14 protein-coding genes and 1 tRNA gene are annotated in these 12,923 nt (G+C 68.5%); 10 read left to right on the forward strand and 5 right to left on the reverse strand.

The annotated features are described in order from the left end of the window. The first annotated feature begins 23 nt into the window (after nucleotides 1–23). The 5 genes from RIT73_RS01255 to RIT73_RS01275 all read left to right on the forward strand — a co-directional run bounded on the left by RIT73_RS01255 (nucleotide 24) and on the right by RIT73_RS01275 (nucleotide 5,112). Nucleotides 24–1,313 carry an acetyl-CoA C-acetyltransferase gene (locus RIT73_RS01255; RefSeq protein ID WP_309130232.1) on the forward strand — a complete coding sequence of 430 codons (1,290 nt, stop codon included), beginning with the start codon at nucleotides 24–26 and terminating at the stop codon, nucleotides 1,311–1,313. Next, nucleotides 1,310–2,662, forward strand: a complete 1,353-nt coding sequence (locus RIT73_RS01260) for a 3-oxoacyl-ACP reductase (protein ID WP_309130233.1) — start codon at nucleotides 1,310–1,312, stop codon at nucleotides 2,660–2,662. Before RIT73_RS01255 ends, RIT73_RS01260 begins: the two co-directional genes overlap by 4 nt. Continuing rightward, nucleotides 2,662–3,516: a MaoC/PaaZ C-terminal domain-containing protein gene (locus tag RIT73_RS01265; RefSeq protein ID WP_309130234.1), complete on the forward strand. Its 855-nt coding sequence runs from the start codon at nucleotides 2,662–2,664 to the stop codon at nucleotides 3,514–3,516. The genes RIT73_RS01260 and RIT73_RS01265 overlap by 1 nt, the downstream gene beginning before the upstream one ends. A gap of 72 nt (nucleotides 3,517–3,588) precedes the next feature. Further along, nucleotides 3,589–3,676, forward strand: a tRNA-Leu gene (locus RIT73_RS01270). 89 nt (nucleotides 3,677–3,765) lie between these two features. After that, nucleotides 3,766–5,112, forward strand: coding sequence for a M20/M25/M40 family metallo-hydrolase (locus RIT73_RS01275; protein ID WP_309130235.1), 1,347 nt, complete (start codon nucleotides 3,766–3,768; stop codon nucleotides 5,110–5,112). 10 nt (nucleotides 5,113–5,122) lie between these two features. On the opposite strand, the gene RIT73_RS01280 is transcribed toward RIT73_RS01275, so the two are convergent. Further along, nucleotides 5,123–6,118 (reverse strand): DMT family transporter, encoded by a 996-nt coding sequence (locus tag RIT73_RS01280; RefSeq protein WP_309130236.1) that lies wholly within the window; start codon nucleotides 6,116–6,118, stop codon nucleotides 5,123–5,125. Nucleotides 6,119–6,227: 109 nt separating this feature from the next. Next, the gene (locus RIT73_RS01285; RefSeq protein WP_309130237.1) at nucleotides 6,228–6,437 is read right to left on the reverse strand and encodes a DUF5703 family protein; all 210 of its coding nucleotides are present in this window, start codon (nucleotides 6,435–6,437) and stop codon (nucleotides 6,228–6,230) included. Between the two features lie 37 nt (nucleotides 6,438–6,474). On the opposite strand from RIT73_RS01285, the gene RIT73_RS01290 reads away from it, so the two are divergent. Next, nucleotides 6,475–7,179: a histidine phosphatase family protein gene (locus RIT73_RS01290; protein ID WP_309130238.1), complete on the forward strand. Its 705-nt coding sequence runs from the start codon at nucleotides 6,475–6,477 to the stop codon at nucleotides 7,177–7,179. Nucleotides 7,180–7,181: 2 nt separating this feature from the next. Here the strand turns inward: RIT73_RS01290 and RIT73_RS01295 are convergent, their stop codons facing one another. Next, the gene (locus RIT73_RS01295; protein ID WP_309130239.1) at nucleotides 7,182–8,015 is read right to left on the reverse strand and encodes an undecaprenyl-diphosphate phosphatase; all 834 of its coding nucleotides are present in this window, start codon (nucleotides 8,013–8,015) and stop codon (nucleotides 7,182–7,184) included. A gap of 110 nt (nucleotides 8,016–8,125) precedes the next feature. On the opposite strand from RIT73_RS01295, the gene RIT73_RS01300 reads away from it, so the two are divergent. Then, nucleotides 8,126–9,025: an aldo/keto reductase gene (locus tag RIT73_RS01300; protein ID WP_309130240.1), complete on the forward strand. Its 900-nt coding sequence runs from the start codon at nucleotides 8,126–8,128 to the stop codon at nucleotides 9,023–9,025. Between the two features lie 19 nt (nucleotides 9,026–9,044). Here RIT73_RS01300 and RIT73_RS01305 read toward each other — a convergent pair whose 3' ends face one another. After that, the gene (locus tag RIT73_RS01305; RefSeq protein WP_309130241.1) at nucleotides 9,045–9,314 is read right to left on the reverse strand and encodes a hypothetical protein; all 270 of its coding nucleotides are present in this window, start codon (nucleotides 9,312–9,314) and stop codon (nucleotides 9,045–9,047) included. A gap of 57 nt (nucleotides 9,315–9,371) precedes the next feature. On the opposite strand from RIT73_RS01305, the gene RIT73_RS01310 reads away from it, so the two are divergent. The 3 genes from RIT73_RS01310 to mshC are packed head-to-tail and all read left to right on the forward strand — an operon-like array spanning nucleotide 9,372 to nucleotide 12,050. Beyond that, the gene (locus tag RIT73_RS01310; RefSeq protein ID WP_309130242.1) at nucleotides 9,372–9,935 is read left to right on the forward strand and encodes a DUF3090 domain-containing protein; all 564 of its coding nucleotides are present in this window, start codon (nucleotides 9,372–9,374) and stop codon (nucleotides 9,933–9,935) included. Next, on the forward strand, nucleotides 9,935–10,750 hold the full coding sequence (locus tag RIT73_RS01315) for an SCO1664 family protein (protein WP_309130243.1): 816 nt from the start codon (nucleotides 9,935–9,937) through the stop codon (nucleotides 10,748–10,750). Before RIT73_RS01310 ends, RIT73_RS01315 begins: the two co-directional genes overlap by 1 nt. Before the next feature lie 40 nt (nucleotides 10,751–10,790). Then, complete coding sequence (gene mshC, locus RIT73_RS01320) at nucleotides 10,791–12,050, forward strand: cysteine--1-D-myo-inosityl 2-amino-2-deoxy-alpha-D-glucopyranoside ligase (protein WP_309130244.1); 1,260 nt, start codon at nucleotides 10,791–10,793, stop codon at nucleotides 12,048–12,050. A 21-nt stretch (nucleotides 12,051–12,071) separates the two neighbouring features. Here mshC and RIT73_RS01325 read toward each other — a convergent pair whose 3' ends face one another. After that, the gene (locus RIT73_RS01325) at nucleotides 12,072–12,902 is read right to left on the reverse strand and encodes a PAC2 family protein (protein ID WP_309130245.1); all 831 of its coding nucleotides are present in this window, start codon (nucleotides 12,900–12,902) and stop codon (nucleotides 12,072–12,074) included. Nucleotides 12,903–12,923: the final 21 nt, after the last annotated feature.

Genomic DNA, 12,923 nt, shown 5'->3' on the forward strand with positions numbered 1-12,923 from the left:
AATCCACGTTCTCGGAGGTGTCAATGTCCACTCCCCACTCACGCGCCGTCATCCTCGGCGGCAACCGCATTCCGTTCGCCCGGTCCAACAAGCAGTACGCGAAGGCGAGCAACCTCGATATGCTCACCAGCGCCCTCGACGGCCTCGTCGCCCGATTCGGCTTGGCCGGCGAGCGCCTCGGCGAGGTGGCCGGCGGTGCCGTGCTCAAACACTCGAAGGACTTCAACCTCACCCGTGAGGCGGTCCTCGGTTCGGCGCTGTCGCCGACCACCCCGGCCTTCGACCTCGGTCAGGCCTGTGCGACGGGGTTGGAGTCGGTCGTCACCCTGACGCAGAAGATCAACGCCGGGCAGATGGAATCGGGGATCGCTGCGGGCGTGGACTCGGCGTCCGACGCTCCGATCGTCGTCGGGGATTCGATGCGGGAGATCCTGCTCGAGCTCAGCCGCGCCAAGACGCTGCCGCAGCGGGCGAAGATCGCCTCCCAGATCCGTCCTTCCTACCTGACCCCGCAGGCACCCTCGACGGGGGAGCCGCGGACCGGTCTGAGCATGGGCGAGCACCAGGCGATCACGACGGCGGCCTGGCAGATCACGCGGGAGGCGCAGGACGAACTCGCCCTGGCCTCGCACCGCAACCTCGCCCGAGCCTGGGATGAGGGGTTCTTCGACGATCTGTCCACCCCGTACCTCGGAGTCACCCGGGACACGAACCTGCGCGCGGATGCGACCCTGGACTCCCTGGCGAGGCTCGACCCGGTCTTCGGCCGGAAGCTGGAGACACCTGCGACGATGACCGCCGGGAACTCGACCCCACTCACCGACGGCGCCTCGACGGTGCTGCTCGGCAGTGAGGAATGGGCCGCCGAACGCGGCTTCACTCCACTGGCGAGGATCATCGACGCCGAGGCGGCCGCCGTCGATTTCGTCGACGGCGCCGAGGGCCTCCTGATGGCACCCGCCTACGCGGTGCCGCGTCTGCTCGCCCGCAATGGGCTGACCTTCGCCGACTTCGATGTGTTCGAGATCCATGAGGCCTTCGCCTCGACCGTCCTGTGCCACCTCGCGGCATGGGAGTCCGAGGAGTTCTGCCGCGAGAAACTCGGACTCGACGCACCCCTGGGCTCCATCGACCGGGCGAAGCTCAACCCGCTGGGCTCGAGCCTCGCCGCCGGCCATCCCTTCGCGGCCACCGGCGGTCGGATCATCGCGACCACCGCCAAATACCTCAGACTCACCGGACAGAAGCGGTCTCTCGTCTCGATCTGCGCCGCCGGCGGCCAGGGACTGACCGCGATCGTGGAGGCAGCATGAAAGACACCTATCTCGACCTCGTCAACGGGCCCCTCAAGCAGATCGCCAAGACGCTGGGGCTGCCGCAGCCGGTGAAGCTGCAGCGATTCGGCCAGACTCCGGCGCAGTATCTGTCCGCCCCCGTCCTCGTCCTCGGCACCAGCCCCGGAGCGCAGCGGATCGCTGACCGGCTGCTGGAGAACGACTTCGAGGTCCGCCGCCACCCCGGCTCAGGGGAATCCCTGCGCGCTGTCATCGCCGTCTTCGACGATGCCCGGGAGCCCGACGACCTGTCGCAGACTGCGCTGGAGCTCGGAGCCTCACTGCGGTCCCTGCTGCCCTGCGCCCGGGTCATCAGTGTCAGTCAGGCGCTGCGACCCGAGGGCCAGGACCCCGAGGAGGCGGCGACGGCCCAGGCCGTGACCGGGCTGACCCGCTCCCTGGCCCACGAGATGCGGGCCGGTTCGACGGCGAACGGACTCCTCCTCGACGGAGTCGACGTCGACGCCGCCTCGGCGACCGCCGCTCTGTGGTTCCTGCTCTCGGCCAAGTCCGCCTACGTCTCCGGGCAGCTGCTCACCGTCTCGAGCACCGCCGGTGAGGAGATCCGGGCGGCCGAGTTCGTCGCCACCGGCGACGCCGGACCGCTGGCGGGCCGCACCGCGATCGTCACCGGGGCGGCCCGGGGGATCGGGGCGGCGATCGCCCGCACCCTCGCCCGCGACGGCGCCCAGATCGTCGGAGTCGACATGCCCCAGGCCGGTCAGGCCCTGGCCGCGGTGATGAATGAGGTGGGTGGACGCACCCTGCAGCTCGACATCACCTCGGACACAGCGGCCGAGCGCCTCGCCGCAGCTGTCGACAACCAGGTCGACATCCTCATCCACAACGCCGGAATCACCAGGGACAAGCTGCTGGCCAACATGGACGCCTCCCGCTGGGACTCCGTCCTCGCCGTCAACCTGCAGTCCCAGGCCCGGATCAACGCTCGCCTCGGAGAGGCGAACCTGTTCGCGAGCGGCTCCCAGGTGGTGTCGCTGGCCTCGACGTCGGGGATCGCGGGCAATCGCGGGCAGACGAACTATGCGGCTTCGAAGGCCGGGGTCATCGGACTCACGGCCGCCTCGGCGCAGGCGTTCGGGCAGCGTTCGGGCAGCATCAACGCCGTCGCCCCCGGATTCATCGAAACCGACATGACGGCGAAGATGCCCGCGCTGACCCGTCAGGTCGCACGCCGGCTCTCCAGCCTCCAGCAGGGTGGCCTGCCGGTCGACGTCGCGGAGGCGATCGCCTTCCTCGCCTCCGCCTCGGCGCGGGGGATCAACGGGCAGACCCTGCGGGTCTGCGGACAGAACATGGTGGGTGCCTGATGAAGATGCTGCCGCTCTACGCGAAGGCGGTGCTCAAGGCCCTGCCGCTGGGCGCCGCGAAGACCGGTCCGCTGCCCGGACGCACGATCATGCGCAGCGTGCCGATCGAGGCCGCCGCCTATGCCGGGTTCACATCCGTCGTCGGGGCGGGCCTGGGCAACGTCGTCCATCCGGGCTATCTCCATGTGCTGGCCTTCCCGCTGAGCATGCAGCTGCTCAGCGATCCCGACGTCCCGCTGCCGATGATGGGCATGGTCCACATCCGCAACCGGATCGACGTCCATCGGCCCGTGAAAGTCGGCGACGTCGTCGACCTGCATGTGCGCCTCGACGGCCCCTTCGAGCACAAGTCGGGGACGACGATCGACGTGCTGGTCGAGGGACAGGTCGACGGGGCCGTGGCAATGGTCGAGACCACGACGTACCTGGCCAAGGGGCGCTCACTGCCCCAGGCGAAGCCCGCGTCCGAGGCCGAGCGCGAGGAGTTCATCGCGCCCCACCCCACGGCACTGTGGCGGCTCGATCCGATCATCGGCACCCGCTACGCCCGCGCCTCGGGCGACTACAACCCGATCCACCTCAGCGGACTCGCCGCCCGGGGATTCGGGTTCCCCCGAGTCATCGCCCACGGGATGTACTGCGCCTCCCGGTCCCTGGCCGCCGTCGACGTCCGGCTGCCGGACTACCGCTGGGACGTCACCTTCGCCAAACCTGTGCTCCTGCCCTCGACGGTCGGATTCGCGATCACCGAGGGCCGGCGACACGAGGCGGCGAAGTTCGCCGTCTTCGACCTGAAGAAGGGCAGGCCACACGTGCTCTCGGAGGTCTCAGAACTGAGCGCTCGGCGCGATTAGTGGAGTGCGTCACAATCGACCGATTCGATTTTGCGCCGCCGGAAACCGCGTGTAAAGTAATACCTGTTGCCAGCGCGGGTGGCGGAATTGGTAGACGCGCTAGCTTGAGGTGCTAGTGCCCAACTTATCGGGCGTGGGGGTTCAAGTCCCCCTCTGCGCACAACGTCAAGGCCTCCGGATTTCGATCCGGGGGCCTTGAGTTCATTCACCGGCGGATCGGCCGGATCCGGAGCTGCGGCGATAGGCTGGATGCGTTCGCACCGTCACAGCCACCGATCGGAGATCCACGTGTACGATTTCAGCGCCGCCGAGGCCGAAGTCACCTCCCTGTGCCAGCAGCTCATCCGCATCGACACCCAGAACTGGGGCGGCAACCGCGCCAACCCCGAACGTCCTGCCGCGGATCTCATCGCCGGATGGTTCGACGAGGTGGGGCTGACGTCGTCGATCGTCGAGTCCGAGCCCGGCCGCGCCTCCCTCGTCGCCCGCATCCCCGGAACCGACCCGGACGCCGGGGCCCTCGTCGTCCACGGGCACACCGATGTCGTGCCCGCTGCCGCCGAGGACTGGAGCGTCGACCCGTTCGCCGGTGAGATCAGGGACGGAATGCTCTGGGGCCGGGGAGCGGTGGACATGAAGGACATGGATGCGATGATCATCGCCGCCGTCCGCGACATGCTCCGGTCGGGGCACCGCCCCCGCCGCGACCTCATCATCGCGTTCTTCGCCGATGAGGAGGCCGGAGGCGCGTACGGCGCCGGGTACATGGTGAAGAACCATCCCGAGCTCTTCGCCGGCGCCACCGAGGCGGTCTCCGAGGTCGGCGGCTACTCCGTCGACATCCGCGGGCAGCGGGTCTACCTCGTCCAGACCGCGGAGAAGGGCCTCGCCTGGCTCAACCTCCTCGCCCGCGGCACCGCCGGCCACGGGTCCCAGCGCAACGACGACAATCCCGTGACCCTGCTGGCGGCGGCCATTGCGAGGATCGGCTCCCACCCGTGGCCGCAGGAGATCCCGATCGCCACCCGGCAGCTGCTCGAGGGGGTGTCCGAGATCACCGGCATCGAATTCCGGTCCGAGACGATCCCGCAGCTGCTCGCCGAACTCGGCTCGGTCGAGAAATTCGTCGCCCCCACCCTCCAGAACACCTCGAATCCGACGCTCCTCGAAGCCGGATACAAGCACAATGTGATCCCGGGCACCGCCTCGGCGTACATCGACTGCCGCACGCTGCCGGGACAGCACGAGGACGTGATGCTCCAGATCAAGGAACTGGCGGGACCCGGGATCGACATCGACGTCGCCACCGAGGGCATCGCCCTCGAAGCCCCCTTCGACACTCCGCTGGTGGCGCAGATGAAGGCGAGCCTGCTCGCCGAGGATCCGGGTGCCAGAGTGCTCCCGTACACGCTCTCGGGCGGCACCGACAACAAGTCGCTGGCGGAGCTGGGGATCACCGGCTACGGATTCGCGCCCCTCCAGCTGACCGGCGATCTCGACTTCCCGGCCATGTTCCACGGCGTCGACGAACGGGTGCCCGTGTCCGCGCTCAAGTTCGGCGCTCGGGTCCTCGGGAACTTCCTGCTCAAGGCCTGAGCGGGTCGCCTCAAGGCCTGAGCGGACCGCCCGCGCTCGGGCTGCGGCCACTTCCGCCTCCCGGGATCAGGGTGAGTCCGATCCCGACCAGCACGAGCGCCGCGCCGGCAGCCGTGGTGCCGCTGACCAGGGATGAGGACATCGGCAACCAGACGTCGAGCGCGAGCGCCCCGGCGAGGTTGCCGAAGAGTGAGAACAGGCTCAGCCGGAGCACGCCGAGGCGTCTGACAGTGCGCGCCGTGAGCGCGATGAACACGACGCCCAAGGTGCCGCCGAGCAGAGTCCACCACTGACCGACAGCGGTGGGGAAGCCGTCCCAGGTGACTCCTGCGGCCAGCAGGGCACCGGTGATCGCGATTGGCAGGATGAGGCCGGAGACGAAGTTCACGGTCGTCGCCACCACCGCCGAACCCGTGGCCAGCCGGATGCGGTCGTTGAACGCCTGCTGCACTGCCGTCAGCATTCCGGAGACGAAGGGCAGGAGAGGGGCCCAGAGCGGAACCCCGAGGTCGAGTCGCTCCCCGGAGCTGAGGACGAGGGCTGCGATGACGACGAGGACGCCGAGGATCCGGAAGGCGCTCGGCCGTTGCCTGCCGCCCGGCGGCAGGCGGGTCGCATCGACGCCCATCCCGCCCACAACCTGTCCGGAGACGAACGCCATCGTGAACATCGCCACTCCCATCAGCGGCACGGTCGTGGCCTGGGCGATGACGACCAGGGCTCCACTCAGGCCGCCGAGCAGCATCCACCACGGCAGGACCCGACCGCGCACGAGCCGGATGAGGAGCATGGTCGCGGTGCGCGAGCGCGGGGAGCAGATGAGCACGGCGACCAGGAGCAGCAGGCCGGTGGCGAAGGAGACCAGGGCGGCATAGACCGCGTGGCCGAGCACGAGGCCGAGGACGCCGTTGGCGCGCCCCTGCAGGGACATGGAGGCGCCGGCGACGATGGTGACGAGTCCCGCCGACAGGAGCGGCAGCGGGCTCGGCGTCGATCGGGTGATCACGGGCGGGGACTCACCGGGCCGACGGTCACGGGCGCGGACTCGGGGTCACTGGGCCGACGGTCACGGGCGCGGACTCGGGGTCACTGGGCCGACGGTCAAGGGTGAGGGTTCAGGGCCGCTGGGACGTGGCCAGCGGCATGATCTTGCGGCGCAGCCACACGGTGCGGGTGCCACCGGCGGAGATGCGGGTGCGGGCGAGCTCCCACTTCCCGTACTCGGCCTGGTCGGTCAGCTCCTGCAGGCTCACGGAGCGAGGCACGTCCTTGGAGAACGAGACCTTGCGGAACTCGTAGGTCATGGTCGGCCGCTGTCGCTTCATAGGCCCACCATAAACGATGTCGGCTAGTCTTGGGCATATGCCCGTCATCGTCCTTCTGCGACACGGGATCTCGAGTGCGAATACGGCAGGGATCCTCGCCGGACACTCGCCAGGCGTGTCGCTGACCGAGCAAGGTGTGAGCGCTTTGGAGGACACGCTGCGGATGCTGCCGCAGCGCTCCTTCACCCGGCTGCTCCATTCCCCTCTGCTGCGCTGTGAGCAGACGGCCCGGATCGCGGCGCGGATGGCCGACTTCGACTCGATCGAGGCGAACCCCGACATCATCGAACTCGACTACGGAGACTGGACGGGGCGCAGCCTCGAGGAGCTGAGCACCCTGGACGAATGGCGTCTCGTCCTCGAGCGCGCCTCACAGGTGCGGTTCCCCGCGGGGGAGTCGATCGCCGAGGCGGCGGCGCGGTCGGTGGGTCTCGTCCACCGGGTGGTCGATGAGCTGCGCGGCGAGGAGAAGTCCAGATCCGAGTCGGGCGAGGGCGCGCCGCTGTGGGCGATGCTCATCAGCCATGGCGACATCATCAAGGCGATCGTCGCCGCTGCGCTCGGGATGCCCCTCGATGACTTCCAGCGGTTGAGCGTGGCTCCCGGCTCGTTCACCGTCATCGACTTCGGCGGCCCCCACCCGGTGATGACGGCGATGTCCGTCACCGCCGCAGGCATCGCCGTGGGCGGGGAGCCCGGCGGCGGAGGGCTGCAGACGCCGGAGGACACACCGCCGGGCTGAGATCAGATCGCGCTGATGGCTCCGGTGCCCAGCAGGATGTAGAGGAGGATGCCGAGCGCCACGCGGTACCAGACGAAGATCGCGAACGACCGGGTCTTGACGTAGCCGAGGAACCAGTGGATGACGGCGAGGCCGAGCCCGAACGCGATGACGGTGGCCATGATCGTCGGCCCCCACCCGATGACCATGTCGGGGTTGCCGAGGCTCTTGAACAATCCGTAGAACCCCGCGCCGAGCACGGCCGGGATCGCGAGCAGGAATGAGTAGCGGGCCGCCTCGGGGCGGGAGAAGCCCATGAACCGTCCGGCCATGATCGTGCCGCCGGAGCGGGAGACGCCGGGGATGACGGCGAGGGCCTGCGCGAGTCCGAACAGGATGCCCTGCCTCCAGGTCATGTCCTCGAGCGTGTACTGCCGTTTGCCGACCCAGTCGGCGAGGCCGATGAGGAGACCGAAGGCGATGAGCATCGTCGCGGTGATCCACAGGCTGCGCAGCGCCCCTTCGATGTAGTCCTCGAACAGGAGTCCGATGACGACGATCGGGATCGATCCGATGATGATCAGCCAGCCGAGGCGGACCTCGGGATCGTGGCGGTCGTGCTTGCCGACGAGTGCCAGACACCACTTCCGCACGATCGTGACGATGTCCTTCCAGAAGTACACGACGACGGCCAGTTCGGTGCCGATCTGGATGATGGCGGTGAAGAAGGCGCCGGGATCCTGTCCCGGAAGCATCCACTCACCAACGATGCGCACGTGCGCCGACGATGAGATCGGCAGAAATTCCGTCAGTGCCTGAACGATTCCAAGCACGGCGGCGACCAGCCAGTCGTACATGCGACTCCTTGGGTAGACGATCGAGAGAAGGGGAGGGGAGAGAAGATTCCTCAATCGGAGAAAAGGGAACAGATCCAAGGTAGTCGCCGAATCGGGTAACCTCAACAATCATGAAGCAGCAGCGCCTCGGCACCACCGGTCTTGATGTCAGCGATCTGGGTCTGGGGACCTTCGAGTGGGGCCACAGGGTGGATGCCACGGTGGCGCAGACCCTCGTCGACGAGTTCGTCGCCGCTGGTGGCAACCTCGTCGAGCTGCCCAGTTCGGGAACCGGGGCCGCCACGATCTTCGGTCGGCTGAGTGTTCCCGCAGAGATCGTGCTGCTCGCCCGGGTGGGCGTGTCCATGAGTGAGACTTCCCACATCGAGGTCGGACTGGGGCGCTCACGCATCCTCGACCAGGTGGATCGGCTGCTGGAGACCACGCGCCGCGACCACATCGACATCCTCGTCCTCGACGTCTTCGACGAGGTCGTCGAGAAGGAGGAGACCGCCTCGGCGCTTCACACCCTGCTGACGCTGGGCAAGGTCCGCTACGTCGCGGTCTCCCACCACTCCGGGTGGCAGCTGGCCGAGATGCGGCACATGCCGGTGCCCATCAGCGCAGCGCTGGCCGAGTACTCGCTGCTCTGCCGGGACGCGGAGAGCGACCTCATGCCTGCCGCCGACTACGCCGGGGTCGGGCTCATCGCCGGCGCGAGCCTGGGCAGGGGAGTGCTGTCGGACAGGTACACCCGCGGCACCCCACAGGATTCGCGCGTCGCCGGAGAGCTCTCGGACTACGTCGGCGCCTACCTCGACGACCGCTGCTCATCGGTGCTGGCAGGGGTGCGCAAGGCCGCGGCGGCGTTGGGAGTGAGCCCCGTCGACATCGCGCTGGCGTTCAATCGGCACCGGGGAATCACCTCGTCGCTGGTGTCGGCCAGGACTCCCGAGCAGCTGGCGACCCTCGTCGCCAGCGACGTCGAACTCGAACCGGAGATCTCCGAGGTGCTCGACCAGATCTCCTGACCGGGCCGGTCCGCGGCGCTCAGTCCTCGTCGTCGTCAACGACGACGAAGTCGTCCTCGGGTTCCTCGTCCTCCCTGGCGTCCTCGACGTCGTCGAAGAGCTCGAATGGGGTGACCTCGTCGAAAGCGGTGTAGATGGCGTCTTCGTAGATCTCGAATGCATCGGCCAGAGCCATGTAGGCGGCCTCTACTCGGGGGTCTTCGTCTCCACTGCGGTGTGCGGATGCGGCGTAGTGCTCCCGCACTGCTTCGAGGAATGCGTCCAGGGCCTCACGAGGATCAGTGCTCATGGGTCAAATGTATCCCAGGCAGGTTCGACATGTAAGTGTTTGAACTAGGCTGGAGTCATGGCAGCTTTGTACGATCACCCCACCCCGGATCGTTTCGTCGTCGGCACGATCGGACTGCCGGGGGAGCGAACCTTCCTTCTGCAGGCGAAATCGGAATCCGCCCTGACCACAGTGGTCGTGGAGAAGGAACAGGTGGAGATCCTCGCCGACCGGATCACCGAGCTCCTCGACATGGTGATGATCAAGGACCCTGCCGCTCGGGTGCCCCAGACCGCGCTCGACGAGCGCATCGACAACGCCGGCCTCAACGTGCCCATCGACCCCGAGTTCCGGGTCGGAACGATGAGCCTGGGCTGGGACACCGTCGCCCACGAACTCGTCGTCGAATGCTTCGAACTCACCGAGGAGGACGCCCAGGCCGGCACCTCGGCCGACCCCGATGACGATGAGGTCGAGCGCGAGGTGCTGAGGGTCGTGCTCGACGCCGCCGGCGCCCGCGAATTCGCCCGCCGCGCCGAGCAGGTCGTCTCTGCCGGACGCGGCGACTGCCCGTTCTGCTCGCTGCCGCTGGAGCCCGACGGCCACCTGTGCCCCCGCGCCAACGGGATCGCCCGGGCTTGATGCACGACGTGGTCGAGGACGTGCTGACGGCGGGTGCGTGCACGATCATGGGCACGATCCCCCGGGCGAGCAACGACACCCGCCTCGTGGTGGTCGAGCACGGCGACCGGACTCTGCGTGCCGTCTACAAGCCCACCTCGGGGGAGAGCCCGCTGCGCGACTTCCCGCCGGGCAGCCTCGCGGGACGGGAGGTCGGGGCCTACCGGCTCAGCCGGCATCTCGGCCTTGACGTCGTCCCGCCGACCGTGGTGCGGTCGGACCTCGCCGCCGGTCCCGGATCCCTGCAGGCCTATGTCGAGGACGCCGGGGACGACGCCTCCGTCGCCCTGACCGGCATCGAGGCCATCCCGCCGGGACACGCCCCGATGTTCGCCCTGCGCACCCCCGACGACCGGGACCTCGTGCTCTCCCATGAGACCTCGGAGGCACTGCGCCGCATCGCCTTCTTCGACCTGCTCGCCAACAACGCCGATCGGAAGGCTGGCCACATCATCCGCGGCAGCGTGCTGCCCGGGCTCGGGCGGAGGGGAGCCGACCCCGCCACCTACGGGATCGACAATGGCCTCACATTCCACGCCGAGGAGAAGCTGCGCACCGTGCTCTGGGGCTTCTCCGGATCGTCCTTCGGCGAGGACGAGGTCGATGCCCTCGACACCGTCGCCGGCATGCCTGAGACTCTGCGCACACAACTCGTTGAGTGCCTGTCCCAGGCGGAGGTCACCTGCCTGACGCGACGCGCCGCACGGCTCGCGGAATCGGGCTTCTGGCCCGAACCCTCCGAGGACCGGATGATCATCCCCTGGCCCCCGATCTAGGAAATGCCAAGCCGGGAGGGTCTCGGTTAGGCTGGGCTCCGTGAAGTCTTGGTCCGAACCCCCACTCCCTCGAATCTCCAGCCCCGGCATCGTGCCCACCGTCTTCGACACCGGCAGCAGGGGCCCGCGAACACTCCAGGGCAACGGCTCCGCTGCCGGCCTCTATGTCTGCGGAATCACCCCCTACGACGCCACCCATCTCGGCCACGCCGCCACCTATGTGGCCTTTGACCTGCTCAACCGGGTATGGCGCGATGCGGGCATCGACGTCGCCTACGTGCAGAACACCACGGACATCGACGATCCGCTGCTGGAGAGGGCGAATGAACGCGGGCTCGACTGGCGCGAACTCGCCGACGACCAGATCGAGCTCTTCCGCACGGACATGGAGGCGCTGCGCGTCCTCCCGCCCGACCACTACATCGGAGCCGTCGAGTCCATTCCGCAGGTCGTCACCGCCGTCGAGGACCTCGTCGCCGCCGGTGCCGCCTATGCGCTCGACAACGGCGACGTCTACTACCGGGTGTCCACCTCCGTCCAGCCGGCCTTCGGCAGCGTCAGCCACGACGACCGGGCGACGATGCTGCGCCTCTTCGCCGAGCGCGGGGGAGACCCCGAGACACCGGGCAAGGACGACCCGCTCGACGCCCTGCTGTGGCGGGCCGCCCGTGACGGCGAACCGTCCTGGGACGGGGCGAGCCTCGGGCCCGGCCGGCCGGGCTGGCACATCGAATGCGCCGTCATCGCCGCCGACTACGTCGGGCTGCCGCTCGACGTGCAGGGAGGCGGCAGCGACCTCGTCTTCCCGCACCACGAGATGGGCGCCGCCCACACTGCCGCCTGGAAGCGGACCCCGCTGGCCCGCACCTACATGCACACCGGGATGGTCGGCTACCAGGGCGAGAAGATGAGCAAGTCGAAGGGCAACCTCGTGCTCGTCTCGAAGCTGCGCGAATCCGGCGTCGACCCGATGGCGATCCGCACGGTGCTGCTGAGCAACCACTACCGCAGCGACTGGAACTTCACCGAGGAGCTCCTCGCCACCGCTGAGAAGCGGCTGGCCGCCTGGCGCCACGCCGCGCAGTGCGAGTCGGAGTGCCGGGAGGGCCTGCGGGTCCACATCATCGGCCTCCTGCGCGAGGCCCTCGCCGACGATCTCGACGCCCCCCGGGCATTGGGCATCCTCGACGACTGGGCCGAGCACTACACGGACACACCGGTCCGCGACGACAGATCCGTCAGCGGCGACCGGGTCGCCGAGGCCGTCGACGCCCTGCTGGGCATTCGCCTGCTCGACTGAGACGTCGCCGGTCGGGGACGCCTACTTCTCGCGGCCGCGCTTGCGCAGATACCGCTCGAACTCCGCGGCGATCGCATCGCCGCTGGCCTCGGGCAGCTCGGTGGAGTCATTGAGCTGTTCGAGGCCCTTGACGAGCTCGGCCAGCTGCGGGTTGAGGGCGACGAGCTCATCGGCGCCGAGCTCCCAGGCCTGGCTCTCCTCCTCGAGCACCGGGATGTCGATCTCGAGTCCGGTGTGCGCCTCGACGGCCCGCGCGAGCGCCAGCTCCGCCTTCGGAGACGGCGAGTCCGTCAGGTAATCGGGGACGCCGACCCACAGGTTGATCGCCTGGATCCCATGCCAGGCGCATTCGACGCCGAGGAGGCCGAGGATGCCGATCGGACCGACGTAGCTGTTGATCTCGACGTGCAGATCGGCGGCGAGCCCGGCGTCCTCGGTATTGGCGACGACCGGCAGGGGCCGCGTGTGGGGGACTTCGGCATGGAGACCGCCGAGGAGGACGACCGCGTCCCCGACCGAGATCCGGCTGATGATCAGGGCGAGGAACTCGCGCCATTTGAGTCCGGGCTCGTGGCCGTGGATGACGGCGATCGGGATCCCCTCATGGGTGCCCCGGTGAACCTCGATGCCGGGCCAGGCGATCTTCGCCCGCCCGGTGTCGTCACGGACGATCTCGGGCTCCGAGAACCGGAACTCGTAGAAGCCGTCGGTGTCGAGCAACTCGCTCTCGCCCAGCTGCCACACGTCGATGAGGTCCTTGACCAGCGAACTGGCGGCTTCGGAGGCGTCTGCGTCCTGGCCCTCGAAGGCGACGAACACGAGCGAGTGCGACCCTGATGGGAGAAAAGTCATGCTTCAAGATTACGCTGGAAT

Source organism: Brevibacterium sp. (genome assembly GCF_031179145.1).
Lineage (GTDB): Bacteria > Actinomycetota > Actinomycetes > Actinomycetales > Brevibacteriaceae > Brevibacterium.

Excerpts from the sequence above, each read along its gene's own strand:
- RIT73_RS01255 (WP_309130232.1), top strand. The coding sequence starts at position 24 with ATGTCCACTCCCCACTCACGCGCCGTCATCCTCGGCGGCAACCGCATT.
- RIT73_RS01260 (WP_309130233.1), top strand. The coding sequence starts at position 1,310 with ATGAAAGACACCTATCTCGACCTCGTCAACGGGCCCCTCAAGCAGATC.
- RIT73_RS01265 (WP_309130234.1), top strand. The coding sequence starts at position 2,662 with ATGAAGATGCTGCCGCTCTACGCGAAGGCGGTGCTCAAGGCCCTGCCG.
- RIT73_RS01275 (WP_309130235.1), top strand. The coding sequence starts at position 3,766 with ATGCGTTCGCACCGTCACAGCCACCGATCGGAGATCCACGTGTACGAT.
- RIT73_RS01285 (WP_309130237.1), bottom strand. The coding sequence starts at position 6,437 with ATGAAGCGACAGCGGCCGACCATGACCTACGAGTTCCGCAAGGTCTCG.
- RIT73_RS01290 (WP_309130238.1), top strand. The coding sequence starts at position 6,475 with ATGCCCGTCATCGTCCTTCTGCGACACGGGATCTCGAGTGCGAATACG.
- RIT73_RS01295 (WP_309130239.1), bottom strand. The coding sequence starts at position 8,015 with ATGTACGACTGGCTGGTCGCCGCCGTGCTTGGAATCGTTCAGGCACTG.
- RIT73_RS01300 (WP_309130240.1), top strand. The coding sequence starts at position 8,126 with ATGAAGCAGCAGCGCCTCGGCACCACCGGTCTTGATGTCAGCGATCTG.
- RIT73_RS01305 (WP_309130241.1), bottom strand. The coding sequence starts at position 9,314 with ATGAGCACTGATCCTCGTGAGGCCCTGGACGCATTCCTCGAAGCAGTG.
- RIT73_RS01310 (WP_309130242.1), top strand. The coding sequence starts at position 9,372 with ATGGCAGCTTTGTACGATCACCCCACCCCGGATCGTTTCGTCGTCGGC.
- RIT73_RS01315 (WP_309130243.1), top strand. The coding sequence starts at position 9,935 with ATGCACGACGTGGTCGAGGACGTGCTGACGGCGGGTGCGTGCACGATC.
- RIT73_RS01325 (WP_309130245.1), bottom strand. The coding sequence starts at position 12,902 with ATGACTTTTCTCCCATCAGGGTCGCACTCGCTCGTGTTCGTCGCCTTC.